At 57.4% G+C, this 24,022-nt stretch carries 24 protein-coding genes; 14 read left to right on the top strand and 10 right to left on the bottom strand.

Annotation, left to right across the window (positions count from 1 at the left end; translation table 11 throughout):
• The first annotated feature begins 123 nt into the window (after nucleotides 1-123).
• From C5F52_RS17670 to C5F52_RS17655, 4 genes are all read left to right on the top strand, one after another.
• Nucleotides 124-933 (top strand): ABC transporter ATP-binding protein, encoded by an 810-nt coding sequence (locus tag C5F52_RS17670; protein ID WP_104799685.1) that lies wholly within the window; start codon nucleotides 124-126, stop codon nucleotides 931-933.
• Nucleotides 934-957: 24 nt separating this feature from the next.
• Entirely contained in the window at nucleotides 958-2,208 is a 1,251-nt protein-coding gene (locus C5F52_RS17665; protein WP_104799809.1) for a phenylacetate--CoA ligase family protein, read from the top strand.
• A 95-nt stretch (nucleotides 2,209-2,303) separates the two neighbouring features.
• Entirely contained in the window at nucleotides 2,304-3,284 is a 981-nt protein-coding gene (locus C5F52_RS17660; RefSeq protein WP_104799684.1) for a tripartite tricarboxylate transporter substrate-binding protein, read from the top strand.
• A gap of 157 nt (nucleotides 3,285-3,441) precedes the next feature.
• Nucleotides 3,442-4,452 (top strand): tripartite tricarboxylate transporter substrate binding protein, encoded by a 1,011-nt coding sequence (locus tag C5F52_RS17655; protein ID WP_104799683.1) that lies wholly within the window; start codon nucleotides 3,442-3,444, stop codon nucleotides 4,450-4,452.
• Here the strand turns inward: C5F52_RS17655 and C5F52_RS17650 are convergent, their stop codons facing one another.
• The 5 genes from C5F52_RS17650 to C5F52_RS17630 form a co-directional block, all read right to left on the bottom strand.
• Nucleotides 4,453-5,880: a bifunctional serine/threonine-protein kinase/universal stress protein gene (locus C5F52_RS17650; protein WP_104799682.1), complete on the bottom strand. Its 1,428-nt coding sequence runs from the start codon at nucleotides 5,878-5,880 to the stop codon at nucleotides 4,453-4,455.
• Nucleotides 5,877-6,653: a metallophosphoesterase gene (locus C5F52_RS17645; RefSeq protein WP_104799681.1), complete on the bottom strand. Its 777-nt coding sequence runs from the start codon at nucleotides 6,651-6,653 to the stop codon at nucleotides 5,877-5,879. The genes C5F52_RS17650 and C5F52_RS17645 overlap by 4 nt, the downstream gene beginning before the upstream one ends.
• Nucleotides 6,654-6,687: 34 nt before the next feature.
• Nucleotides 6,688-7,536, bottom strand: coding sequence for a 3-hydroxybutyryl-CoA dehydrogenase (locus C5F52_RS17640; RefSeq protein ID WP_104799680.1), 849 nt, complete (start codon nucleotides 7,534-7,536; stop codon nucleotides 6,688-6,690).
• Between the two features lie 74 nt (nucleotides 7,537-7,610).
• Complete coding sequence (locus C5F52_RS17635) at nucleotides 7,611-8,384, bottom strand: ABC transporter permease (RefSeq protein WP_104799679.1); 774 nt, start codon at nucleotides 8,382-8,384, stop codon at nucleotides 7,611-7,613.
• 6 nt (nucleotides 8,385-8,390) lie between these two features.
• Nucleotides 8,391-9,314: an ATP-binding cassette domain-containing protein gene (locus tag C5F52_RS17630; RefSeq protein WP_104799808.1), complete on the bottom strand. Its 924-nt coding sequence runs from the start codon at nucleotides 9,312-9,314 to the stop codon at nucleotides 8,391-8,393.
• A gap of 31 nt (nucleotides 9,315-9,345) precedes the next feature.
• Here C5F52_RS17630 and asd point away from each other — a divergent pair, with 31 nt between their 5' ends.
• Nucleotides 9,346-10,209, top strand: a complete 864-nt coding sequence (gene asd / locus C5F52_RS17625) for an archaetidylserine decarboxylase (protein ID WP_104799678.1) — start codon at nucleotides 9,346-9,348, stop codon at nucleotides 10,207-10,209.
• Nucleotides 10,210-10,213: 4 nt separating this feature from the next.
• Here asd and C5F52_RS17620 read toward each other — a convergent pair whose 3' ends face one another.
• Genes C5F52_RS17620 through icmF form a run of 3 tightly spaced genes read right to left on the bottom strand, consistent with a single transcriptional unit; the run spans nucleotide 10,214 to nucleotide 16,208 of the window.
• The gene (locus C5F52_RS17620) at nucleotides 10,214-11,707 is read right to left on the bottom strand and encodes an AMP nucleosidase (RefSeq protein WP_104799677.1); all 1,494 of its coding nucleotides are present in this window, start codon (nucleotides 11,705-11,707) and stop codon (nucleotides 10,214-10,216) included.
• A complete protein-coding gene (locus tag C5F52_RS17615; protein WP_104799676.1) occupies nucleotides 11,704-12,867 on the bottom strand; it encodes an ATP-binding protein in 1,164 nt (387 codons plus the stop codon). The genes C5F52_RS17620 and C5F52_RS17615 overlap by 4 nt, the downstream gene beginning before the upstream one ends.
• A 47-nt stretch (nucleotides 12,868-12,914) precedes the next feature.
• A complete protein-coding gene (gene icmF, locus C5F52_RS17610) occupies nucleotides 12,915-16,208 on the bottom strand; it encodes a fused isobutyryl-CoA mutase/GTPase IcmF (protein ID WP_104799675.1) in 3,294 nt (1,097 codons plus the stop codon).
• A gap of 163 nt (nucleotides 16,209-16,371) precedes the next feature.
• Between icmF and C5F52_RS17605 the strand changes: the two genes are divergently transcribed.
• From C5F52_RS17605 to C5F52_RS17590, 4 genes are all read left to right on the top strand, one after another.
• The gene (locus tag C5F52_RS17605) at nucleotides 16,372-17,154 is read left to right on the top strand and encodes a type III pantothenate kinase (protein WP_104799674.1); all 783 of its coding nucleotides are present in this window, start codon (nucleotides 16,372-16,374) and stop codon (nucleotides 17,152-17,154) included.
• A gap of 50 nt (nucleotides 17,155-17,204) precedes the next feature.
• Nucleotides 17,205-18,200, top strand: a complete 996-nt coding sequence (locus C5F52_RS17600; RefSeq protein WP_104799673.1) for a tripartite tricarboxylate transporter substrate binding protein — start codon at nucleotides 17,205-17,207, stop codon at nucleotides 18,198-18,200.
• A 69-nt stretch (nucleotides 18,201-18,269) separates the two neighbouring features.
• Nucleotides 18,270-19,475, top strand: coding sequence for a M20 aminoacylase family protein (locus tag C5F52_RS17595; RefSeq protein WP_236657908.1), 1,206 nt, complete (start codon nucleotides 18,270-18,272; stop codon nucleotides 19,473-19,475).
• A gap of 76 nt (nucleotides 19,476-19,551) precedes the next feature.
• Nucleotides 19,552-20,088, top strand: coding sequence for a phosphatase PAP2 family protein (locus tag C5F52_RS17590; RefSeq protein ID WP_104799672.1), 537 nt, complete (start codon nucleotides 19,552-19,554; stop codon nucleotides 20,086-20,088).
• 14 nt (nucleotides 20,089-20,102) lie between these two features.
• Here the strand turns inward: C5F52_RS17590 and C5F52_RS17585 are convergent, their stop codons facing one another.
• Together C5F52_RS17585 and C5F52_RS17580 are read right to left on the bottom strand one after the other, a co-directional pair.
• Nucleotides 20,103-20,750 (bottom strand): TetR/AcrR family transcriptional regulator, encoded by a 648-nt coding sequence (locus C5F52_RS17585; protein WP_104799671.1) that lies wholly within the window; start codon nucleotides 20,748-20,750, stop codon nucleotides 20,103-20,105.
• A 32-nt stretch (nucleotides 20,751-20,782) separates the two neighbouring features.
• Nucleotides 20,783-21,310: a phasin family protein gene (locus C5F52_RS17580; protein ID WP_104799670.1), complete on the bottom strand. Its 528-nt coding sequence runs from the start codon at nucleotides 21,308-21,310 to the stop codon at nucleotides 20,783-20,785.
• A gap of 141 nt (nucleotides 21,311-21,451) precedes the next feature.
• Here C5F52_RS17580 and C5F52_RS17575 point away from each other — a divergent pair, with 141 nt between their 5' ends.
• From C5F52_RS17575 to C5F52_RS17555, 5 genes are all read left to right on the top strand, one after another.
• The gene (locus C5F52_RS17575; RefSeq protein ID WP_104799669.1) at nucleotides 21,452-22,000 is read left to right on the top strand and encodes a transcriptional activator RfaH; all 549 of its coding nucleotides are present in this window, start codon (nucleotides 21,452-21,454) and stop codon (nucleotides 21,998-22,000) included.
• Nucleotides 21,997-22,707 carry a polyprenyl diphosphate synthase gene (gene uppS, locus C5F52_RS17570; protein WP_104799668.1) on the top strand — a complete coding sequence of 237 codons (711 nt, stop codon included), beginning with the start codon at nucleotides 21,997-21,999 and terminating at the stop codon, nucleotides 22,705-22,707. The genes C5F52_RS17575 and uppS overlap by 4 nt, the downstream gene beginning before the upstream one ends.
• Nucleotides 22,708-22,747: 40 nt before the next feature.
• Nucleotides 22,748-23,050 (top strand): nucleotidyltransferase domain-containing protein, encoded by a 303-nt coding sequence (locus C5F52_RS17565; protein ID WP_104799667.1) that lies wholly within the window; start codon nucleotides 22,748-22,750, stop codon nucleotides 23,048-23,050.
• Complete coding sequence (locus C5F52_RS17560; RefSeq protein ID WP_104799666.1) at nucleotides 23,047-23,529, top strand: hypothetical protein; 483 nt, start codon at nucleotides 23,047-23,049, stop codon at nucleotides 23,527-23,529. Before C5F52_RS17565 ends, C5F52_RS17560 begins: the two co-directional genes overlap by 4 nt.
• A gap of 128 nt (nucleotides 23,530-23,657) precedes the next feature.
• A complete protein-coding gene (locus tag C5F52_RS17555; RefSeq protein WP_104799665.1) occupies nucleotides 23,658-23,867 on the top strand; it encodes a hypothetical protein in 210 nt (69 codons plus the stop codon).
• Nucleotides 23,868-24,022: the final 155 nt, after the last annotated feature.

Raw genomic sequence — 24,022 nt, 5'->3', positions numbered from 1 at the left:
GCACATCAGCCCTAGCGGCTGATCGTTTGGTGGCTCTCGCGAGCCACCAAACCTCAAACTCACCCGACATGTTTGGGTTTGAGGTTTGGTTCAACCAGCAACGTTTTTTTAGCAAGGTAAGTTATGAGCGCCAACAACATCGTTCTCAACGTCAACGGCATCGAGGTCATTTACAACCATGTGATCTTGGTTTTGAAAGGCGTCTCGCTGCAAGTGCCCGAAGGCAGCATCGTCTCTTTGCTGGGCGGCAACGGTGCGGGTAAAACCACCACCTTGCGCGCCATTTCTAACTTGCTGCAAGGCGAGCGCGGTGCGGTGACCAAAGGCAGCATTGAGTTTCGCGGCGAGCGCATTGAAAACCTCACGCCTGCCGATTTGGTGCAGCGCGGTGTGGTGCAGGTCATGGAAGGTCGTCACTGTTTTGCCCACTTGACCATCGAAGAAAACTTGCTCACCGGCAGCTACACCCGCAGCGACAAAGGTGAGATTGCCGCCAACTTGGAGAAGGTCTACAACTACTTCCCACGTTTGAAAACACGTCGCACCTCTCAGGCGGCCTACACCTCGGGTGGCGAGCAGCAAATGTGCGCCATTGGTCGCGCCATCATGGCCAACCCCAACATGGTGTTGCTCGATGAGCCCTCGATGGGCTTGGCGCCACAAATTGTGGAAGAGGTGTTCAACATCGTCAAAGACTTGAACGACAAAGAAAAAGTCACCTTCCTCATTGCCGAACAAAACACCAACATGGCGCTGAAGTACGCCGACTACGGCTACATCATGGAGTCGGGGCGCATCGTGATGGACGGTGCCGCCTCTGACTTGGCGAACAACGAAGACGTGAAAGAGTTTTACCTCGGCATGGGCGGCGGTGAGCGTAAGAGCTTCAAAGACGCCAAGAGCTACAAGCGCCGCAAACGTTGGTTGGCGTAACTTCACACACCTTGAATGCAAGTCATGACGAGCTCTTCACATTACGACACCCTTGAAACGCGCAACCCTGCGGAGCGCGAAGCGGCCTTGATGGCGGCCTTGCCAAAGCAAGTGGCACATGCGCAAAAAACTGCACCTGCTTTTGCGGCCTCGTTGGCCGGTGTCGATGCCGCCAGCATTCACAGCCGTGCCGCTTTGGCCCAACTCCCCGTCATTCGCAAATACGAATTGCTGGCGCAACAACAGGCCCAACGCGCCACCAACATCTTTGGCGGTTTTTCTGCCATTGCGTTTGGCAAAGCCATGCCGCGCGTGTTTGCCAGCCCAGGCACCATCTATGAGCCCGAAGGCGCACGTCCCGATTACTGGCGCATGGCTCGTGCGATTTACGCCGCAGGGTTTCGTCCCCATGAGCTGATTCACAACTGCTTCAGCTACCACTTCACGCCAGCGGGCTCGATGATGGAAACCGGCGCGCATGCCATCGGCTGTACCGTGTTTGCGGGCGGCACAGGGCAAACCGAGCAACAGGTGGGCGCCATGGCTGAGTTGAAGCCTGCGGGCTACATCGGCACGCCCAGCTTCTTGAAAATCATTGTCGAAAAGGCCGCAGACATGGGTGTGGCCTTGCCCAGCGTCACCAAAGCCTTGGTTTCTGGCGAAGCCTTTCCCCCCAGTTTGCGTGACTGGTTGGCCGCACGCGGCATTGCGGGCTATCAGTGCTACGCCACGGCAGACCTCGGCTTGATCGCCTACGAAACCGAAGCGCGTGAAGGCTTGGTGTTGGACGAAGGTGTCATTGTTGAAATCGTGCGCCCCGGCACCGGCGACCCTGTGCCTGAAGGTGAAGTGGGCGAGTTGGTGGTGACCTCGCTCAACCCCGATTACCCCCTCATCCGTTTTGGCACCGGCGACTTGTCAGCTGTCTTGCCGGGTCAGTGCCCGACAGGCCGCACCAACGTGCGCATCAAAGGTTGGATGGGGCGTGCCGATCAAACCACCAAAGTGCGCGGTATGTTTGTGCACCCAGGCCAAGTGGCCGAGGTGGTCAAGCGCTTCCCTGAAATCACGCGCGCCCGACTGGTTGTCACGGGCGAGATGGCCAATGACCAGATGAGCTTGAAAGTTGAGGCCGCAGAGGCCGATGGTTTGGTGCAAAAAATTGGCGATGCCGTGCGCGACATCACCAAGCTGCGCGCAGACGTTAGCTTCGTGGCCATCGGCAGCTTGCCCAACGATGGCAAGGTGATTGAGGACGCGCGCACCTACCAGTGAGCCATTTGTGCATAAATCGTCAAAAAGTAAGTAAAACCCGCGGCATTTAACGGTGTCGCGGGTTTTACCATTTGGGGTTCTAAAAGGAGATATTTGTGAAAAAACTGTTTACCCTGAGCCTGCTGGCTTTTGCTGCAATCACTGGCGTTCAAGCGGCAGATTTCCCGATCAAAGATAAGCCAGTCACCATCGTGGTGCCTTTCACCGCAGGCGGCCCGACGGACCGCGTGGCACGCGACTTGGCTGAAGCCATGCGCAAGCCTTTGGGTGCCAACGTGGTGGTCGAAAACGTGGCTGGCGCTGGCGGCACCATTGGCGCCAACAAAGTGGCCAAGGCACCTCAAGACGGTCACACCATCTTCTTGCACCACATCGGCATGGCCACATCGCCTGCGCTGTACCGCAAGATGCCTTACAACACCTTGGAAGATTTCGAATACTTGGGCATGGTCAACGAAGTGCCCATGACCTTGATCGGTCGTCCCACCTTGCCCGCCACGACCTACAAAGAATTGGCCGTTTGGATTGAGCAAAACAAAGGCAAGGTCAACTTGGGCAATGCGGGCTTGGGCGCTGCCTCACACCTGTGCGGCTTGTTGTTCCAAAGCTCCATCAAGACAGACATGACCACCGTGCCCTACAAAGGCACAGCGCCCGCGATGAACGACTTGATGGGTGGCCAGATTGATTTGCTGTGCGACCAAAGCACCAACACTACCAGCCAAATCGAAGGCAAAACTGTCAAGGCTTTTGCTGTGACCACAAGCAAGCGCTTGACCACACCCGCTCTGAAGCACTTGCCTACCTTGCAAGAGTCTGGCCTGAAAGGTTTTGAAGTCACCATTTGGCATGGTTTGTACGCTCCCAAAGGCACGCCCGCAGATGCGACCGCCAAAATCAACGCAGCTTTGAAGGCCGCATTGAAGGACCCCGATTTCATCAAGAAGCAAGAGGCTTTAGGTGCCGTCATCGTGGCAGATAAGCGCGTGGATGGTGTCGAGCACAAGAAATTTGTGGCTTCAGAAATCGCGAAGTGGGGTCCCATCATTCAGGCTGCAGGCGTTTACGCAGACTGATCCACTGCACACACCTTTGTGCGACATCAAAAGCCACCCAAAAGTCGGGTGGCTTTTTTTATTGGGGTAATCACTTCACGCGCTTTCACCTAGGTGACCGCAAAGCTGTGAACGCGGTGGCATCATCGGTCCAGAAAAAATCTATTCAGGAGACGTTATGTTTTTACGCCGTAATTTATTGCAGTTCAGCTTCCAAGCGGCTGTGTTGAGCGCTGCTGCTTTGACGGGTTTGCATGCACAAGCCCAAGCGTGGCCCGCCAAACCCGTGCGCATCGTGGTGCCCTTTGCACCAGGTGGCACCACCGATATCTTGGCGCGCGCCATGGCCCCAGAATTGACCAAAGCATTTGGCCAAACGTTCTTTGTGGACAACAAAGCTGGCGCAGGTGGCAACCTCGGTGCAGACATTGTCGCCAAGTCGGCCAACGACGGCTACACCTTGCTGATGGGGACGGTGGGTACGCACGGCATCAACCGTGCGCTCTACAGCAAGTTGCCCTATGACCCCATCAAAGACTTTGCGCCCATCACCGTGGTGGCCGGTGTGCCCAATGTGATGGTGCTTAACGCCGAAACGGCGAAGTCACGCAACATCAACACGGTGGCTGACTTTATCGCCTACGCCAAAGCCAACCCCGCCAAACTCAATATGGCGTCCAGCGGCAACGGCACCTCCATACATTTGGCCGGCGAATTGTTCAAAAGCATGAGCGGCACCTACATGGTCCACTTTCCCTACAAGGGTTCAGGCCCCGCATTGCTTGATCTCTTGGGTGGTTCGATGGACGTGATGTACGACAACTTACCTTCGTCTATTCCACACATCAAGTCTGGCAAGCTCAAAGCGTTGGCTGTGACCAGCGCCCAGCGTTCAGCGGCAGTGCCCGATGTGCCGACCGTGGAAGAGGCGGGAGGTCCCAGCATGAAGGGCTACGACGCCAGTTCGTGGTTTGGTTTACTGGCGCCCGCAGGCACATCGCCTGAGGTGGTGACACGCATCCAGCAAGAAGTGGCGAAGGCTTTGAATTCACCCGCCATCAAAGAAAAGTTGTTGTCGCAAGGCGCGATTCCTGGCGGCAATACGCCGGCCGATTTTGCTAAGTTCATCGATGCCGAGCACAAGAAATGGGCGCAAGTGGTCAAGGCATCGGGCGCCAAGGTCGATTGATCAGAGCCTCTCAAAAGGCAGCGTCTGTTTGACCAGCATCACGGTGCAAGGCGCTTCCATCGCCACCTTGATGGGTACGGTGGTCACAAACCGCTGCATTTGCAACCCATGCGTGGCAGCGCCCATCACGATCATGCTGACGTGATTGCCTTCGGCATAGCGCAGCAGGGCGTGCGCCACGTCACCGGCTTCCAGCACATGGAATGACGTGGGGTGTTGCGCGATGTCCAGCGGTTGAGCCCATTGGCGCAATTGCGTCAGGTGCTGGCGGTGCACCGATGTTTCACTTTTGGCACTCTCTGTCGCGCTGGTTTGGCTGTGCGAAATGACCGTCACCACGGTCAACCGCGCACCAGGTCGATTTTTTAGAACGCGTGCCACCGCTTGGCGCAGCGCGTAGAGCGTGGCGTCACTCGCCTCGTGGTTTGGCACGGCCACCATGACGATAGGCACCTCGTCAATTTGTTGCGTTGGCATGGCGCTGGGCTGGTAGTGCATGCCCGCGGCCTTGAACCAGCGTTTGAAATGTGTCCAAAACGACGTGCCTTGCAGCTGACGGCCACGCGCTGTGACTTGAATGTCTTCTGGGTTTTCTAAGTCAAATGCCACATGTGCTGCCGAGGGGTAGCGCTTGGCGGCCTCGGGCTCTAGGCAGCGCTGCACCACTTCTTGCAGCCATTCGGGCAAGTCGTCGCGCCATTGACGCGGCGGCTTGGGGTCCATCCACAAGCGTTGGCGCATGCCTGCATTGGTTTGTGGGTTACCAAAAGGCAACTCGCCCGTGGCCAACTCATACAGCACGACACCCAGCGCGAAGATGTCACTGCGCGGGTCACCGCGTACGCCCACCACTTGCTCGGGCGCGATCCATGCGGGCGAGCCCACAGCTTTGCGCAACTCTTCGGCGAGTAAGTCGGGGTAGTGCGCGTGGCAAGACAAGCCAAAGTCGAGCAGCACCGCATGACCGTCGGGATGCATCAACACGTTGGCAGGTTTGAGGTCGAGGTGGCAGGTGTTTTGTTGGTGCAGGCTGTGCAGCGCACGGGCCACCGCTGCGCCCATTAGGGCGATGTCGGCGGCGCTGGGACGTGTGTGTTGTTGGGCGAAGTGGTCGAGTCGTTGCTGCAAGGTTTGACCCGGCACATGTTCCATCACCAAGTAAGGCAACGTCACCAAGTCGCCTGCCGCCACAAACCGAGGGACGTGCTTGCCTTGCAACAGTTGCAAGATTTGATGCTCGACTTCAAAGCTGACGATGTTTTCGGCGCCGTCACCGGCCGTCATGCGCGGCACTTTCATGACCATGGCAAACGGGGCTGGTCGCTGGTCTGCGTAGGTCACTTCATAAATGTGCGCCATGCCGCCTGCATGCAGGCATGCGCCAATGCAAAAACCGTCTAAGGTGGTGCCAGCTTCTAGGCGTTTCATTGTCCCGTCTCCAAGCGGCGCGCACAAAACTCGGGCAAGCCCGCGTCGCGCACGCAACGGGCTGCGGCCATGTGGTCGTAGGCCACACGGTGAAATGTCAATGTGGCGGCTGTGCTGTCAAACAGCGCGTACATGGCGCGTGGGTTGCCATCGCGCGGTTGGCCCACCGAGCCCACGGTGGCAATCCAGCAGCGGTGAGCCGGTGTCGGAATGGCCACGCCTGCCGTGGGTTTGAATGCCATCAATTGGCGCCCCGTGCCACGGTAATACAGCGACGGGTGGTGCACATGCCCGCCAAACACGTAGCGCACCTCGGGGTTTGCGCAAGCGGCCTCCAAGCTCAAGGCGGCGAGGCGTTCGTCGGTGATGTAACGCCATTTATCAGGTGCATCGGCACTGGCATGCACCAGCAAGGTTTGCTCTAGATGTGCCGTGAGCGGCAAGATTTCTAGCCAAAAACGCTGGGCGGGGGAGAGCTGATCGTGTGTCCACGCCGCCGTTTGGTTGCCTAGGGTTTGATCGGACGTTGGGTCCGTCTGCGGCGTCATCCCCGCGTGGCGTTGAACCAGCGCTTCGTGGTTGCCACGCAGCACAATGGCGCCTTGGTTTTGCAAGGCTTGGCAGCGCGCCACCACCTCGGATGGAAAGGCGCCGTAGCCCACCAAATCGCCCAGCACCGCGATGCGGTCTGCCCCTTGCGCCTGTGCATGCGTCAAACATGCCTCTAGCGCATGCAAGTTGCTGTGTATGTCAGAGAGCAAAGCCAGTTTCATGGCGCTAGGCGGGTGTCAGACCGTTGAACGTGGTTCAGTAGGCGTAAACGCCGCGGCCCGTTTTGCGGCCCAATTGACCGGCCGCCACCATCTCTTTCAACAGTGGGCAAGGGCGGTATTTGCTGTCGCCGTATTCGTTGAGGTAGACCTCCATCACCGCCAAGCACACATCCAAACCAATCATGTCGGCCAAGGCCAAGGGGCCGATGGGTTGGTTGCAGCCCAGCACCATGCCCGCATCGATGTCTTTGGCGGTGGCCAGGCCTTCGGCCAACACAAAGAAGGCTTCGTTGATCATGGGCACCAAGATGCGGTTCACCACAAAACCCGGCGCATTTTTGACCGTGATGGGGCTCTTGCCCAAGCGGGTCGACAGCTCGTGCACGGCCGCGTGCGTGGCGTCTGAGGTTTGCAAACCGCGGATGATTTCAACCAGTGCCATCATGGGCACGGGGTTGAAAAAATGCATGCCAATGAAGCGGTCGGCGCGCGTGGTCATGGCGGCGAGTTGGGTGATCGAGATCGAGGAGGTGTTGGAGGCAATCAGCACGCTGGCGTCGAGCAAAGCGTCGACTTGCTTCAATATTTTGACTTTGAGGTCAAAGTTTTCGGTGGCTGCTTCGATGACCAATTGCGCGTCTTTGAGGTCGTCGTAGCTGGTACTGCCTTTGATGCGGGCGAGTGCCGCAGCTTTGTCGTCCTCGGTGATTTTTTCTTTCTTGATCAAGCGGTCCAAGCTGCCTGAAATGGTGGCCACACCTTTGGCCACAGCGGCCTCAGAAATGTCCACCATCACCACGTTCACGCCTGACACGGCGCACGCTTGCGCGATGCCGTTGCCCATGGTGCCGGCGCCGATGATGCCTACGGTTTGAATGCTCATTGGAAAACTCCCTTAGCTGGTTGAATCAAAAGAAAGATATTAGCGGGTGATGGCGTTGAGTTGGCTGACGGGTGTCACGCTTTGAACCGTTTCTTGGTCAAGTGCAGGGCAATTTTCCAAGCGACCACCGTGTACGCCGCCAGCACGCCCAAGTGCAGTGCGACATCGGTGGGCCATTGGTCCATGAACAGCGGGCGAACCAACGCAATGGCTTGGGTCAGCGGCAACCAAGCCGAAATGTCGCGCACGATGCCGGGCAGTTGATCACGCGGAAAGAACACGCCGCTCAAAAACATCATGGGCGTCAAAAACAAGGTGAAGTAATACGTGAAGAAATCGTAGCCCTTGGCCAGCGCATTGAAGATCAACGCAATGCAGCTGAAGGTGATGCCGACGAACAACAAAATGGGCCAAGCGGCGAGCAGCTTCCAACTGTGCGTGATGCCCAGTGCGAACATGACGCCCAAGATCGCGGTGATGGTGAACAGCGCTTTGAACGCGGCCCACAGCATTTCAGCCAACAGCACATCGTCCAACCGCATGGGCGCGTTCAAGATCCCATCCCATGTTTTTTGCACATGCATGCGCGAGAAGGCGGAGTACAAGGCTTCAAAGGTGGCCGCGTTCATGGCGCTCATGCAGATCGAGCCGCTGGCCAAGAACAAGATGTAGGGCACCTTGTCTTCGCCGAGGGTCACGTCGCCCACCAACGCGCCCAAACCGTAGCCAAAGGCCACCAGCCACATCAAAGGTTCGGCAATGTTGGCCACGAGGCTAGGAATGGCGAGCTTGCGCCACACCAAGAGGTTGCGCAAGAAGACGGGCCAGAAACGGAAATAGGTGGTCATCGCGGTTTAGCCTTCTTCGCGGATTTGGCGTCCGGTCATTTTTAAAAACAAATCTTCCAAATTGGCAGGGCGGTGCAGCGTGCGCAGACCCGCATGGGCGCTCAAGCCTTGCAGCAAGGGCGCGGCATCTTGGGTGTAGAAAAACACGGTTTCACCGCTGGTCTCTACGCGTTGCGCCAACGTGGCGATGGGGCTGTTCACCAAGGCCAACGCGCCATTGCCATAGACCTCCACCACGTCGGGCTCAAGGTGCTGCGCGATCAAATCACGCGGTGTGCCTTCGGCAATCTTTTTGCCGTGATCGAGCAGCAGCAAGCGGTGGCACAAGCGCTCGGCTTCGTCCATGAAATGCGTGGTGAGCAAAATCGATTTGCCTTGTTGCAAGAGTTGCTGCAAGCGCTCCCACATCAGGTGACGTGCTTGCGGGTCAAGGCCGGTGGTGGGTTCGTCCAGCAACAGCACATCGGGATCGTTGATCAATGCGCGTGCCAAGCTCAGGCGACGCTTCATGCCGCCCGACAGCTCGCCAGGCTTGGCGTTGGCTTTGTGGGTCAGCGCGGCAAACTCCAACAGTTGCGGAATGCGCGCTTGAATGTCGGCCTTTTTCATCCCGAAATAGCGGCCAAACACCATGAGGTTTTCAGCGCAGGTGAAGTCGGGGTCGAGCGTGTCGAACTGGCTCACCACGCCCAAGCGCGCTTTGATGGCCAGCGCATCCTCGGGCATGGACAAACCAAACGCGTGGATGTTGCCGCTGTCCGGTTGCGCAAGGCCCAAGCACATGCGCAGCGTGGTGGTTTTGCCTGCGCCGTTGGGGCCAATGACGCCCAAACATTCACCGGGTGCGATGCTGAAAGAGACATCGTTCACCACCGTGTTGTCGGCGTAGCGTTTGACGAGGTGTTGGCATTCAAAAAGTGGGGTGCTCATGCGCTTCATTGTGCCCGCCTAAAATTGCGAAATGAATGAAAAAACCTTTGTGGCCTTGCAACACATCTTGCCCAAGCAGCTGCTCACGCAATTCGCGGGCGCTGTGGCGCGTGCGCGCTGCGGTCGTTGGACCCATGCTTTGATCCAGTGGTTCGTGGGCAAATACCAAGTCAACATGGACGAGGCCGCGCAGCCTGACATCACGCAGTACGCCTGCTTCAACGATTTCTTCACCCGTGCCTTAAAGCCCGGCGCACGCCCCTTGGCCGATGCCGCATTTGTGTGCCCCGTCGATGGCGCCATCAGCCAGTTGGGCCACATCGACGGCGACCAAGTGTTTCAAGCCAAAGGCCACAGCTACAGCACACAAGCGCTGGTGGGCGGCGACGCCACCTTGGCAGCCCAATTTCAAGATGGCGAGTTCGCCACGATTTACCTCAGCCCCAAGGATTACCACCGCATCCACATGCCCAGCGCGGGACGCCTGCGCCGCATGATTCATGTGCCGGGCGATTTGTTCTCGGTCAACCCCGCCACGGCGCGCGGTGTACCCGGTTTGTTTGCGCGCAACGAACGCGTGGTGTGCGTGTTTGACATGCCTGCTGCTTCAGGTGAAACACCTCAGCAATACGTGTTGGTGCTGGTCGGCGCCACTATCGTGGGCAGCATGGCCACCCCATGGCATGGCGTGGTCAACCCGCCCCGTCCCGGCACGGTGCGCGAGTGGACGTATGACGACCAAGATTTGAGCTTGAAGCAAGGTGACGAAATGGGCCGCTTCTTGTTGGGCTCTACCGTCGTGTTGTTGTGGCCCAAGAACACCATCGCGCTCAACCCTGCTTGGCAAGCCGCGCAAGGCGTGCGCTTGGGCGAGAAGATGGGTGATGCTGTTTAAGGCGTTATTGAAACGCCACTTCTGCAAAGCTGCGTAACTTGCGGCTGTGCAATTGCGCAGGCCCTTGCTGGCGCAGCAACTCAATCGCACGCATGCCAATGCGCAAATGCTGGTCCACACGCTCGCGGTAAAAGTGGTTGGCCATGCCCGGCAGTTTGATTTCGCCGTGCAGCGGTTTGTCGCTCACACACAGCAGCGTGCCGTAGGGCACACGGAACCGAAAGCCGTTGGCGGCAATCGTGGCGCTTTCCATGTCCAGCGCCACGGCGCGGCTTTGGCTGAAGCGGCGTTGCGGCGTGTTGTCGGGCAATAGTTCCCAGTTGCGGTTGTCGGTGCTGGCCACCGTGCCTGTGCGCAAGATGCGTTTGAGCTCGGCGCCTTCGCATTGCGTCACATCTTTCACCGCTTGTTCGAGCGCGACTTGAATCTCGGCCAGCGCGGGAATGGGCACCCACAGCGGCAACTCTTCGTCCAGCACATGGTCCTCACGCACATAGCCGTGGGCCAGCACGTAGTCGCCCAGCTGCTGCGTGTTGCGCAAGCCCGCGCAGTGGCCCAGCATCAGCCATGCATGTGGGCGCAGCACAGCGATGTGGTCGGTGATGTTTTTGGCGTTGGCTGGGCCCACGCCAATGTTCACCATGGTGATGCCGGTGTGGTCTGCGCGCACCAAGTGGTAGCCGGGCATTTGCGGCAAACGTGGCGGCACCTTGCCCAAGGTATCGTTGGCTTCCGCGGGCAAGCCAACGCGGCGTGTGACCACATTGCCGGGCTCCACAAACGCAAGGTATTCGCTGTTGGGGTCTTGCATGGCCTCGTGGCCTAAACGCACAAACTCGTCAATGTAGAACTGGTAGTTGGTGAACAACACATAGTTTTGAAAATGCTCGGGGCTGGTGCCGCTGTAATGGCGCAGGCGTTGCAGCGAGTAGTCCATGCGTGCGGCGGTGAACAGCGACAACGGGTGCGGCTCATTGGGCTTCGCCTGAAATGTGCCGTTGGCAATGCCGTCGTCCATGGCGGTGAGGTCGGGCAGGTCAAACACCTCGCGCATGAGTTGGCGGCGGTCTGCACTCATCTCGCCTTCCACATGGTCGTTGTCGGCGAATGAGAAATGCACAGGAATAGGCTGATGGCTCATGCCCACCTCCAGCGTGCCGCCGTGGTTTTGCAGCAGCAAGCGGAACTGCTCGCGGTAATACGCGGCAAACAAATCGGGGCGGGTGAGGGTAGTTTCGTAGCGGCCAGGCTCAGCCACAAAGCCGTAACTCAGATGCGCGCTGTCACTGCTCTTTTTCAGCGCCCCTTGTTGGGTGTGAATGCGCACAAACGGGTAATACGCGCGCACCCGTTGCTCAAACGCAGCGCCCGCCACAAATTGCTTCATGGCCAAGCGCAAATGGTCAAGGCTGGTTTGGTACAGCGCCTGCACTTGGGCAAGCGCGCTGTCGGCGTCGGTGTGACGGGTGGGGGCGATGAAAGGTGGGCGAATACTCATGGGTGAATGTTAGGGTTCAGATATGACGGTATGTCGATGGGGGAAATAACTTGAACATTGTTAGCCATCGCCCAGCCCTCTTGAACGGGGGCGATCACATAGGCTTGGTTAACGCCGATGTCTTCGCAAGCTTGCCAAAAACCTTTGGTGACCTTTGGTGCAGAGGAGAATTTAATTTCGAATCCAAGGGTTTGACGGCCTGTTTCGACCACCACATCCAGTTCAGCACCTGCAGCCGTTCGATAAAACGAGACGCTCGCGCCTGCGGGTAAGTGATTGCAAATTTGCTCAACACAAAATCCTTCCCAAGACGCGCCCGTGATTGGATGCCCCATCATGTCGGTGATGTTATGTATGCCCATCAGGTAATGAAGTAAGCCACTGTCGCGCACATAAATTTTGGGTGATTTCACCAACCGTTTTCCGAGATTGGCATGAAACGGCTCCAGTCGACGCAGCATGAGGCATTGCACCAAATGGTCAAGGTAGCGTGTCACGGTGGGCGATGACACCCCAAGCGATGCGGCGATGCTTGATGCATTGAACAACTGGCCGTGTAGGTGAGCCGCCATGCGCCAAAAGCGCCGCATCAGTTCAGGCTCAACATTGATGCCCAATGCGGGCAGGTCCGTGTTTAAGAAGTGTCGGACAAAGCTGTCCCGCCAAAGCCATGAGGCCTCATCGCTAGGTGCTGTGTAGCTTTTAGGGAAGCCACCTCGCAACCACAGGGGTTGAATATCCTCGAAGTCGCGATGCACCTCGCTGAGAAGCAAGGGCGCCATATCCACCAAAGCCAAACGTCCCGCCAACGATTGCGATTGTTGGAGTAGTTTGAATGAGGCAGACCCGAGAATCAGAAATCGGCCGTTGCGTCGGTCTGCATCAATCTCTCCACGCATGGTGCTGAAAAGCTCAGGCGCGTTTTGAATTTCATCAAGCACGATCAAGCGATCGCGATGGGCTTGAAAAAGCACATCCGCTTGCTCTAGCTTTGCGCGTGCTTGGCTGTTTTCAAGGTCAAGATAAATCGACTTTGGAAATTCGGTTGCAATCTGCAGAGCCAGCGTTGTCTTGCCAATTTGGCGCGCACCAAGAATGGCAACGGCAGGGCTCCAACTCAGGTGGTTGCGAATTTCTTGGGATGATTTTCGATGAAACATCCTTGCATTTTAAACATGGCATGTTAAAAATACAAGGATGGTTGGCCTTACATATTGCGTCGGTACTGACCACCCACCTCAAACAAGGCGTTGGTGATCTGGCCCAGTGAACACACACGCACCGCATCCATCAACACCTCAAACACGTTGGCGTTGTCGATGACGGCTTGTTGCAGGCGTTTGAGTTGCACCGCGGCCGCATCTTTGTGGCGAGTGTGGAAGTCGTTCAAGCGGTTCAACTGGCTTTGCTTTTCCTCTTCGGTTGAGCGGGCCAACTCAAGCTTGTCCATCACTTGCTCGCCGTGCGGGTTGCGGAAAGTGTTGACGCCGATGATGGGCAGCTCGCCGGTGTGCTTGAGCATTTCGTAGGTCATCGATTCGTCTTGAATCTTGCCGCGTTGGTAGCCGGTCTCCATCGCGCCCAACACGCCGCCGCGCTCGGCAATGCGCTCGAACTCGGCCAGCACAGCTTCTTCGACCAACTCTGTGAGTTCTTCGATGATGAACGCGCCTTGGCTGGGGTTTTCGTTTTTGGCCAAGCCCCATTCGCGGTTGATGATGAGCTGAATCGCCATGGCGCGACGCACCGAGTCTTCGGTGGGCGTGGTGATGGCTTCGTCAAACGCGTTGGTGTGCAAGCTGTTGCAGTTGTCGTAAATCGCGATTAGCGCTTGCAGCGTGGTGCGGATGTCGTTGAACTGAATCTCTTGCGCGTGCAATGAACGGCCAGAGGTTTGGATGTGATATTTCAGCTTCTGTGAACGCTCATTCGCGCCATATTTCTCTTTCATCGCCACGGCCCAGATGCGACGAGCCACGCGGCCCATCACGGTGTACTCGGGGTCCATGCCGTTGCTGAAGAAGAAGCTCAGGTTAGGCGCGAAGTCGTCAATGTGCATACCGCGCGCCAAGTAGGCTTCCACAAAGGTGAAACCGTTTGACAGTGTGAAAGCGAGTTGAGAAATTGGGTTTGCACCCGCTTCTGCAATGTGATAACCGCTGATCGACACGCTGTAGAAGTTGCGCACTTGGTTGTGCACAAAGTACTGCGCAATGTCACCCATTACCTTCAATGAAAACTCAGTGCTAAAGAGACAGGTGTTTTGACCTTGGTCTTCTTTCAAGATGTCGGCTTGCACCGTGCCACGCACGTTTTGCATGACCCACTCTTTGATCTTCGCGGTCTCGGTTTCGGTCGGGTCGCGGCCGTTGTCCTTTTTGAACTTCTCGATGTTCTGGTCGATGGCCGTGTTCATGAACATCGCCAAGATGGACGGTGCAGGGCCGTTGATGGTCATCGACACGCTGGTGGTGGGGTTGCACAGGTCAAACCCGTCGTACAACACCTTCATGTCGTCCAGCGTGGCCACGTTCACGCCCGAGTTGCCCACTTTGCCGTAAATGTCCGGACGTGGGTCTGGGTCGTTGCCATACAGCGTGACAGAGTCAAACGCGGTGGACAAGCGCTTGGCATCCATACCTTCGCTCACCAGCTTGAAGCGGCGGTTGGTACGGAAGGGGTCGCCTTCGCCTGCAAACATACGGGTGGGGTCTTCGCCCTCGCGCTTGAACGCGAATGTGCCTGCGGTGTAGGGGTAGCTGCCGGGCACGTTGTCGAGCATGAGCCACTTCAAAATTTCGCCGTGGTCTTCATAGGTGGGCAGGGCCACTTTGCGAATCACTGTGCCGCTGAGTGACTTGGTGGTGAGTGCAGTGCGAATCTCTTTGTCGCGAATCTTCACCACGTACTCGTCGCCAGCGTAGGCGGCTTGCATGTCAGGCCACTGGGCCAAGAGCTTGCGCTCTGCAGCACCTAAGTTTTCTTCACGCGCAAAGGCCAAATCGATGGCGGCTTCTGAAGCTTTGGCACGGCCCGGTTTGTCTTCGGCCAACATGCGTGCGGCTTCGCGCAGTTGTTGAATTTCGCGGGCCAGTTTGGCTTGTGTGCGTGCGCGCTTTTTGTAGCCCCGCACGGTGTCGGTAATTTCAGCCAAGTAGCGTGTGCGAGCCGCAGGCACCACGGGTGTTTGGTTGCTGCTGTGGCGCACGTTCACGAGTGGCAGGCGGCCTTCTTTGAAGGTCAGGCCCAGTTCGGTCAAACGACCTTTGAGGGCTTGGTACAGCGCGGTCACGCCGTCGTCGTTGAAGCGCGCGGCCATGGTGCCAAAGACGGGCATTTGCTCGGTCGGTGTGTGCCAGGCTTCTTTGTTGCGTTGCACTTGTTTGGCCACATCGCGCAGTGCGTCGCTGGCGCCTTTGCGGTCGAACTTGTTGATGGCGATGAACTCAGCAAAGTCCAGCATGTCGATTTTTTCGAGTTGGCTGGCGGCGCCAAACTCGGGCGTCATCACATACATGGGCACGTCTACGTGCGGCACGATGGCGGCATCGCCTTGGCCAATGCCCGAGGTTTCCACAATGATCAGATCAAAGCCCGCACACTTGGTGGCGGCCAACACGTCGGGCAAGGCTGCGCTAATTTCGCTGCCAAAGTCGCGCGTGGCGAGGGAGCGCATGAACACACGCTGGCCGCTGCTCCAAGGCGAAATGGCATTCATGCGAATGCGGTCACCCAGCAACGCACCACCGCTCTTGCGGCGTGAGGGGTCGATAGAAATGACGGCAATGCGCAACGCATCGCCTTGGTCCAAACGGATGCGACGCACCAGCTCGTCAGTGAGCGACGACTTGCCCGCACCGCCGGTGCCGGTGATGCCGAGTACGGGCACCTTGTGGTTCAGCGATTCTTTGCGCACGGCTTCGACCATCTTTTGATCGGCCTTCTCGTTTTCGAGTGCGGTGATGAGTTGCGCTAATTTGCGCCACGCCATTTCGTCATGGCCTTGAATCTCTTTCAGAGTAGTTGGCGCATAGTTTGACAAGTCTTTGTCGCAGCGCATGATCATCTCGCCAATCATGCCTTGCAGGCCCATTTTCTGGCCGTCTTCTGGGCTGTAAATGCGGGTCACGCCGTAGGCTTGCAGCTCGCGAATTTCTGGGGGCACGATCACGCCGCCGCCGCCGCCAAACACTTGGATGTGTTCACCACCGCGCTCACGCAGCAAATCGACCATGTACTTGAAGTACTCCACGTGGCCGCCTTGGTACGAGCTGATGGCAATGCCTTGCACGTCTTCTTGCAGCGCAGCCGTCACCACCTCGTCCACCGAGCGGTTGTGGCCTAAGTGAATCACCTCGGCCCCCATGCCTTGCAAGATGCGGCGCATGATGTTGATGGCAGCGTCATGCCCGTCAAACAAAGACGCAGCGGTGACGAAGCGCACTTTTTGCGTGGGCTTGTAATTGGCAAGGGCTTGGGCTTCTGCGGACAGGTCGGTCATGTGTGTCTCCGAAATCGGATAGTTGGGGATGTTACGTTTACGTAAACGTCAATCATAGCGTCCGATTTGCCTTTGCGCTGCGTGTTTGCCCTGATCAAATGGCCCGGCTTGGCGTTGTAACTGTCTCTATACTTTGCGACAACTTTTACAGCCAGCCCAAGACATGACATTCCTCGCGCTCGATGTGGGCAACACCCGGCTCAAGTGGGCTCAATACGACAGCCCTCAGCCAGGTGCCAAACTCCTAGGCCACGGCGCCGTATTTCTTGAAAACATTGACCGTTTGGCCGATGAAGACTGGCGCGATTTGCCTGCCCCCACCCACATGTTGGGCTGCATCGTGGCTGGCGAAGCCATCCGCCGACGCGTTGAAGAGCAAATGGAAATGTGGGATTTCACGCCCCATTGGGCCGTGTCCTCGGCCGCCGAAGCGGGCATGACCAACGGCTACGACCATCCCACGCGTTTGGGGGCCGACCGCTGGGTGGCCATGATTGGCGCTCATGCACGCATGCTCAAACAATCGCCCACGCCCCGCCCCATGGTGGTGGTGATGGTTGGCACGGCTGTCACCGTGGAGGCCATTGATGCGAGCGGCAAGTTTTTGGGCGGGTTGATCTTGCCCGGCCACGGCATCATGCTGCGGGCCTTAGAGTCCGGCACCGCAGGTTTGCGCGTGCCCACGGGCGATGTGTGTGAATTCCCCACTAACACCAGCGACGCGCTGACCAGCGGCGGCACCTACGCCATCGCTGGCGCCGTGGAGCGCATGGTTCAACACGTTCGTCAGCATTGCGGCGCTGAACCTGTGTGCATGATGACCGGCGGCGCAGGCTGGAAGATGGCGCCCAGCATGTCGGTGCAGTTCGAGTTGGTCGATACCTTGATCTTTGATGGGTTGTTGGAAATTGCACAAGAGCGCTTAGGCACCGTTTGGGACGTATGACACCTTGGGTTGTCTTTGCTTCAGCTTTGTTTCTCACCTAAAGTGTGACCATGAAAAATTTAAAATCTCCCCGTTTCATCCAATCCTTATTGGCTTTGAGTTTGGCCGTCGTCGCCAGCGCAAGCAGCCTGGCCCAAACCCCTGCGTTCCCCACAAAAACCATCAAGATCGTGGTGCCCAATGCGGCGGGTGGCGCGGCAGACATCACGGCGCGCACTGTGGGCCAAAAGCTGGCCGAGGCTTTGGGCCAAGCGGTGGTGATTGAGAACAAACCCAGCGCAGGCGGTATCGTCGCGGGCGAAATGGTGGCGCGCGCAGAGCCCGATGGCCACACGATGCTGTTGATTTCTAGCGGCACGGCCGTCAGCGCATCGCTGTTCAAAAGCTTGCCGTTTGACACCGTCAAAGATTTCACGCCCGTGTCCAAATTGGCCACGTTTGATTTGGTGATTGCTTCGGCCGAGGGTGGCCGTTTCAAAACCTTTGCCGAGTTGCTGGCCTACGGCCGTGCGAACCCCGGCAAGCTCAACATTGGCACGCCGCAAGTGGGCACCACCCAAAACTTGGCGGCCGAGTTGTTTTTAAGCTCGTCAGGACTGTCTGCGCAAATCGTGCCCTTCAATGGCACACCGCCCGTCATCACCGCCTTGCGCGGTGGCAGCGTAGACGCGATGGTCGAAATCGTGGGGCCTTTGATGCCGCAAATCAAATCCAACGCTGTACGCCCCTTGGCCCTCTTGGGCGACAAACGCGCCGCCAGCATGCCCGAGGTACCTGTCGTGCGCGAAGCCGGTGGTGCGTTGGCCAAGTTCCAAGCGTCGTCTTGGAACGGTTTGGCCGTGCCCTCGCACACCCCCCGCGAGGTGGTGTTGCGCTTGAGCCGCGAAATTCAAACCATCATGGACATGCCTGACGTCAAAAAGCGTTTGAGCGACGTCAACCTGAACGCACAAGGCTCCACGCCCGAGCAAGCCGCAGAAGTGCTGGCTGCCGACATTCGCCGTTGGCACGACGTGATCGTCAAAGCCAAAATCGACAAGCAATAAGGCGCTAACGCGCCCGCTTTCGGTGTCACCTTAGGCGGTGCGTGCTCTTTGCGGCTGCTATAAACTGGAATGATGAACTTGCCTCTGAACTCCAAAGTCCTAGCCGAACTCATGGCCCAAGCGCCGGGCATCGCGGCTGTTCGCCGCGACATCCACGCGCACCCCGAGCTCAGTTTTGAAGAGTGGCGCACCGCCGATGTGGTGGCGCAAAAGCTCACGGAATGGGGCATTCCTATTCACCGAGGGTTAGGCAAAACAGGCGTCGTAGGCATCTTGAAAAACGGCACCAGCGACCGTGCCATTGGCTTGCGTGCCGACATGGATGCCTTGCCTGTGCAAGAGTTCAACAAGTTCGACCACAGCAGCCAGAACCCCGGCAAGATGCACGCCTGCGGCCACGACGGCCATGTGGCCATGCTGCTGGCCGCGGCCCAGCATCTATCGCAAAACAAACACTTTGACGGCACGGTGTATTTCATCTTTCAGCCCGCAGAAGAGGGTGGCGGCGGCGCCCGCGAGATGATGAACGATGGCTTGTTTGAGTTGTTTCCGATGCAAGCCGTCTACGGCATGCACAACTGGCCCGGCTTGGCCGAAGGGCAATTTGCCTTGAGTGCTGGGCCCGTCATGGCGTCGAGCAACGAATTCAAAATCACCATCCACGGCAAAGGCAGCCACGCGGCGTTGCCCCACAACGGCATCGACCCTGTGCCGATTGCGTGCCAAATGGTGCAAGCCTTTCAAACCATCATTTCGCGCAACAAAAAGCCAGTTGATGCAGGCGTGATCTCGGTCACCATGATCCACACCGGCGAAGCCACCAACGTCGTGCCCGACCATTGCGAAATGCAAGGCACCGTGCGCACCTTCAGCTTGGACGTGCTCGACCTCATTGAGCAACGCATGCGCGACATCGCGCACCACACCTGCGCCGCTTTTGGCGCGACCTGCACCTTCGAGTTCGAGCGCAATTACCCGCCCACCATCAACCATGCTGCGGAAACCGAGTTTGCCCACCACGTCATGGCCAGCATCGTGGGCGGTGCCAACGTGGTGCCGCAAGAGCCCACCATGGGCGCCGAAGACTTTTCGTACATGCTGCAAGCGGTGCCAGGCGCCTATTGCTTCATCGGCAACGGGGAGGGCGCACACCGCTCCCACGGCCACGGCGAAGGTCCGTGCACCCTGCACAACCCCAATTACGACTTCAACGACGCCCTCATTCCCTTGGGCGGCACGTATTGGGTCAAGTTGGTCGAGGCTTGGTTGCGTTAACTTCGCGCGTCTTTGTAAAGCTGGGCTTGTGATCAAGGGCCACCTCTAGAATCTTTTCAACTTTCTAAAGGTCCACATGCACAAGTTTTCTTTCTCGGCCACTGCGGCTTGCGTTGCCGCACTGCTGTCTTTCAACGTGCAAGCCCAAGACACCACCCGCCGCATGGGCGATTTGCTCGCCGTTGGCTTGCCCGCTTTTGCCGCGGGGCTGACCTTGGTCAACGACGACAAAGAAAGCTTCATTCAGCTGGCCAAATCCGAAGGGGCCACCTACTTGCTGGTGGAGGCCCTGAAATCCAGCCACCACGAAATGCGTCCTGACGGCTCCGACAACAAAAGCTTCCCGTCGCGCCATGTGGCCGTGGCGTTCTCTGCTGCCCAGTTTTTGCAAATGAAAGGTGGTTGGGAGTACGGCATGCCTGCCTATTTGGCGGCCAGCTACGTGGGCTACTCGCGCGTGGAGTCGCACAAGCATTACTGGAAAGACGTGGTCGCAGGTGCTGCCACTGGCGCGTTGACCACCTACTACTTCACCGACGCCACCCGTGGTCGCCGCCTCGGCATGTCGTGGACGGGCCGCGCCGCTTCGTTGACTTATCAGCAAGCGCTTTAACGATCGTACGAGGCTCAATAAGCCATCAACAAATCGCCCAAGTGCCCCTTGTGCTCCGCCACTGCGAACGGCAACATCAAGCTCAGCACATGTTTGGCGCCGCGTAGCAGCGACTTCTGCGCACTCTCAGGTTCTAGCGCGTGACGCGGGTCGCGCACGTACTCGTAGCTCAACCACCACGTCAGCATCACCACCATGTGCGTGGCCGTGGCCTCGCGCTCCGACACCGTGATCTGCAGCGCACCTTCGTGCGCCAAGCTGTCCAACAACGTGCGAAACGCCGTGGTCTTGTGCAGCAGCGCATCTTTGACGTGGGTTTCTAAGCGGCGGTTGTTGCTCAGCAAATGGTTCAAATCGCGGTACAAAAACCGGTACTCCCACACCAGCTCAAACAAGCTGTGCATGAAAAACCAAGCGTCCTCCACATCGTGCACGCCAGGCGCTGCGCCCAGCAATTCGTGCAGCGCCTTTTCGTAGCGGTTGAACAGCGCGGTGACCAACTCCTCTTTCGCGGGGTAGTGGTAATACAGGTTGCCGGGGCTGATGTTCAGCTCTGCCGAAATCAGCGTTGTTGATACGTTTGGCTCGCCAAAGCGGTTGAACAGCTCTAGCGTTGTCTCCAAAATCCGCTCTGCCGTGCGGCGCGGTGCTTTTTTAGCCATAACTCATTCAGTTAATCGGGGTCAGAACCCAATTAATTCTTGCCCGATTTGGCGGACGCCCTTGCGGTCGTTTTAGCGGGTGCTTTGGTTGCAGACTTTGTTGCGGTCTTTGCAGCCGGCTTTGTTGCCGCTTTCGGTGCTGCAGCGGTCTTTTTAGCCGCAGCAGGCTTGGCCGCCTTGCTCAATTGAGCCTCCAGCGCCGCCACACGCTCATGCAGCGCCTTCAGCTCTTGCGCCGATGGCACGCCCAAACCTTGCAGCGCCTTGGCCACGCGGTCTTCAAAAATATTCTCTAACTTGCCCCATTGGCCCGTGGCGCGTTCGTTCAGCGTGTGCGCCGCCTCCGTCACCTTTTGTGTCGCTTCGGCCAGTTTCTCCTCGGCGGTGGTGTGTACCTTGCGCTGCATCGTGATGCCGTCGCTCACCAGCTTTTCAAATGCCTTGGTGCCTTCCTGTTGCGCCTTCGAAAACGCCCCCAAGCCTGCCAGCCAAATTTGCTGCGCTTGCTCTTTCACGTTGTCAGACATTGCGGCGGGGTCAAACGGATTTTTTTTAGACATGAGGCGCTTTCAAAGACGTTGCAGAAGAGGGCACTTTAACGCGCAGTGCTTGCACTGGCAATTGCGCAATATCCGTCTAAACCCCCGCGCCAAACGCGCTCACTTGCGCTTACGATACGTCTCTGAGATTTTTGACAACGTATGAGCCCAGAGACAACATTGCCTTCGACAGACACCGTGACTGCCAGCAGCAGTGCTTGGTACGTCATTCACACCAAGCCTCGCAACGAGACGCGTGCCTTAGAAAACCTACAAAACCAAGGCTTCGAGTGCTTCTTGCCGACCATGGAGGTCGAAAAGCGCGTGCGTCAGCGTGTGCAAACCTTGGTTGTGCCCATGTTCAGCCGCTACCTGTTCATTCGTTTGAACGACGTGAACCAAAACTGGGCTCCCATCCGCTCCACCTTGGGCGTTAGCAAGCTGGTCAGCTTTGGCAACCAACCCGCCAAAGCGCCCCAAAGCCTGATCGACTTTTTGCGCCAAGCTCCAGCCGCCGAAATCGCCCGTCTCTTTGGCGTGGGCGACACCGTGCAAATCACCGAAGGTCCCCTCAAAGGCCTGCAAGGCACCTACCAAGAACATCTCCAAGACCACGACGGCGATCAATGCGCCATGGTTTTGGTCGATTTGCTCGGCCAGCCACAAAAATTGCGCATGGCTTTGGATTCACTCCATAAAATAGAGTCATGAACAAAAGTATTACAAGTCCCGCACACGTTGCCATCATCATGGATGGCAATGGGCGTTGGGCTAAAAAGCGCTTTATGCCGCGCACCGTGGGTCACGTCAAAGGCGCGAGCTTGGTGCCAGATTTGGTCAAGACCTGTTTGCACAAAGGCATAGGCCACCTCACCCTGTTCGCCTTCAGCACCGAAAACTGGAGCCGCCCCGACGACGAGGTCTCCACCCTCATGGGCCTGTTCATTCAGTACCTTGAAAAAGAAATCAAAAACATGCAAGCCGAGGGCGTGCGCCTCAACGTCATCGGCGACATCTCGCGCTTCCCGCAAGCCCTGCAAGACAGCATTCGCAGGGCAATGGCCAACACCGCCAGCAACACCCGCCTTACCCTCAACGTCGCCGCCAACTATGGCGGTCGTTGGGACATCTTGAACGCCGTGCAAGCGTGGCAAGCCGCCAACCCCACGGCCAGCGTGGCCGACCTCGCGCCTGAGCAACTCAACGACTACCTCAGCACCGCAGGCCAGCCCGAGCCCGACCTGCTCATCCGCACCGGCGGCGAGTCGCGCATCAGCAACTTCATGCTGTGGCAACTGGCCTACGCCGAGTGCTACTTCACCGACACACTCTGGCCCGACTTCGATGCCGCCGAGTTCGACAAAGCCTTGGCGTGGTTTGAAGGGCGTGAGCGCAGGTTTGGCTCGGTGGTGGCATAAGGCACTGCACCCTAGAAGTCCATGTTGTAAGATTTTCAGCATGCGCCTTACCCCTGATCAAGTTCAAGCCATTCGTTACGCAGCTTCGCAAGCCTTTGGGGAAGATGCGGGCGTCTGGTTGTTTGGCTCAAGGGTCGATGATCACAAAAAGGGCGGTGACATTGATTTGCTCGTCCATCCCGCTGCGCAGGCCATGGATCATGTCTTGATGCGCAAGATCCACATGAAGGTTCAAATCGAGCAGCTCATTGGCGAGCAAAAAATCGATATCGTGGTCGAAACGCCTTTTGACACACGTCCGATTGTGAAAATCGCGCACGACACAGGAGTTCGGCTGCAATGACCCTTCAACCCGAAGCGCTGGCCCTCACTCAAATCCACACGCTTTGTCAAGGCCACGCACAAGCCTTGACTGACGCTCTGGACGACATTGGCCAGCTGACCATAACCGCCGACATATACGCCAATCTTTCAAAAAACGACAGACGATTGCTTGACCAGTTTGCCTATCGCTACACAAGACTTCAAGACGATATGGGTGCCAAGTTGATGCCCGCCGTTTTGCGGTTTTTGGGTGAAGATATTGCCCGTATGTCCGCCATCGATCGCTTTGCGCGACTGGAGCAGTTGGGTTGGCTGCCCGACGCCCAAGCGTGGAATGAGCTTCGCCACATTCGCAATGAATTCACCCACGACTACCCTGAGACCGCTGAGCTGCGCTTCGAAAAATTTACGGCTGCCAAAGACGCTTCGACTAGGTTGCTTGCGCTGATGCATCGTTTTACTGGGTACATTTCCGAGCGCCGGTTAATTTCAAACTAGCGTGATCCACGTTCAACCTTTGAACGACTACATCTTGAAAGTTGCTTTCAGCACGGGGCAAACAAAGCTGTTTGACCGAGGCGTCAACCATACGGGCACTTGAACGCAGGTGCTGTAAGATTTTCAGCATGCGCCTCACCCCTGATCAAGTTCAAGCCATTCGCCTAGTCGCACAACGCGAGCTCGGTGACGATGCGCGAGTGCGTGTGTTTGGCTCTCAGGCCTTGGACGATCGCAGAGGGGGCGACATCGATTTGCTTTCAAATGGCCAACCGCACCGGGGTTTTGTTGTGACGTTGGTCGGCGACGCACTTGAGCGACCACAACTTGCTTCCTAAGTGAACAAGTTTGCTATTTTCTCAATTAATTTATAAAAATAACAAAAATAAAAACTTGCGGTCCGTGTGAGTTCCAATAAGTTCAATAAAAACGCAAAAATCATCAAATATTAGAACTTTATTTTTAATAATTTTGATGCATTGAATGCTCAATT

It is taken from the genome of Limnohabitans sp. TS-CS-82 (assembly GCF_002943475.1).
The sequence above is the reverse complement of the archived record's forward strand: the minus strand, read 5'-3'. Positions and strand labels throughout refer to the sequence as shown.

Coding starts and splice junctions, on each gene's coding strand:
- icmF (WP_104799675.1), bottom strand. CDS start 16,208: ATGACCGACCTGTCCGCAGAAGCCCAAGCCCTTGCCAATTACAAGCCC.
- C5F52_RS17590 (WP_104799672.1), top strand. CDS start 19,552: ATGCACAAGTTTTCTTTCTCGGCCACTGCGGCTTGCGTTGCCGCACTG.
- C5F52_RS17650 (WP_104799682.1), bottom strand. CDS start 5,880: ATGAAACGCCTAGAAGCTGGCACCACCTTAGACGGTTTTTGCATTGGC.
- C5F52_RS17670 (WP_104799685.1), top strand. CDS start 124: ATGAGCGCCAACAACATCGTTCTCAACGTCAACGGCATCGAGGTCATT.
- C5F52_RS17635 (WP_104799679.1), bottom strand. CDS start 8,384: ATGACCACCTATTTCCGTTTCTGGCCCGTCTTCTTGCGCAACCTCTTG.
- C5F52_RS17585 (WP_104799671.1), bottom strand. CDS start 20,750: ATGGCTAAAAAAGCACCGCGCCGCACGGCAGAGCGGATTTTGGAGACA.
- C5F52_RS17575 (WP_104799669.1), top strand. CDS start 21,452: ATGAGCCCAGAGACAACATTGCCTTCGACAGACACCGTGACTGCCAGC.
- C5F52_RS17615 (WP_104799676.1), bottom strand. CDS start 12,867: ATGTTTCATCGAAAATCATCCCAAGAAATTCGCAACCACCTGAGTTGG.
- C5F52_RS17620 (WP_104799677.1), bottom strand. CDS start 11,707: ATGAGTATTCGCCCACCTTTCATCGCCCCCACCCGTCACACCGACGCC.
- C5F52_RS17645 (WP_104799681.1), bottom strand. CDS start 6,653: ATGAAACTGGCTTTGCTCTCTGACATACACAGCAACTTGCATGCGCTA.
- C5F52_RS17565 (WP_104799667.1), top strand. CDS start 22,748: ATGCGCCTTACCCCTGATCAAGTTCAAGCCATTCGTTACGCAGCTTCG.
- C5F52_RS17605 (WP_104799674.1), top strand. CDS start 16,372: ATGACATTCCTCGCGCTCGATGTGGGCAACACCCGGCTCAAGTGGGCT.
- C5F52_RS17555 (WP_104799665.1), top strand. CDS start 23,658: ATGCGCCTCACCCCTGATCAAGTTCAAGCCATTCGCCTAGTCGCACAA.
- C5F52_RS17560 (WP_104799666.1), top strand. CDS start 23,047: ATGACCCTTCAACCCGAAGCGCTGGCCCTCACTCAAATCCACACGCTT.
- C5F52_RS17580 (WP_104799670.1), bottom strand. CDS start 21,310: ATGTCTAAAAAAAATCCGTTTGACCCCGCCGCAATGTCTGACAACGTG.
- C5F52_RS17640 (WP_104799680.1), bottom strand. CDS start 7,536: ATGAGCATTCAAACCGTAGGCATCATCGGCGCCGGCACCATGGGCAAC.
- asd (WP_104799678.1), top strand. CDS start 9,346: ATGAATGAAAAAACCTTTGTGGCCTTGCAACACATCTTGCCCAAGCAG.
- C5F52_RS17600 (WP_104799673.1), top strand. CDS start 17,205: ATGAAAAATTTAAAATCTCCCCGTTTCATCCAATCCTTATTGGCTTTG.
- C5F52_RS17655 (WP_104799683.1), top strand. CDS start 3,442: ATGTTTTTACGCCGTAATTTATTGCAGTTCAGCTTCCAAGCGGCTGTG.
- C5F52_RS17595 (WP_236657908.1), top strand. CDS start 18,270: ATGATGAACTTGCCTCTGAACTCCAAAGTCCTAGCCGAACTCATGGCC.
- C5F52_RS17665 (WP_104799809.1), top strand. CDS start 958: ATGACGAGCTCTTCACATTACGACACCCTTGAAACGCGCAACCCTGCG.
- uppS (WP_104799668.1), top strand. CDS start 21,997: ATGAACAAAAGTATTACAAGTCCCGCACACGTTGCCATCATCATGGAT.
- C5F52_RS17630 (WP_104799808.1), bottom strand. CDS start 9,314: ATGAGCACCCCACTTTTTGAATGCCAACACCTCGTCAAACGCTACGCC.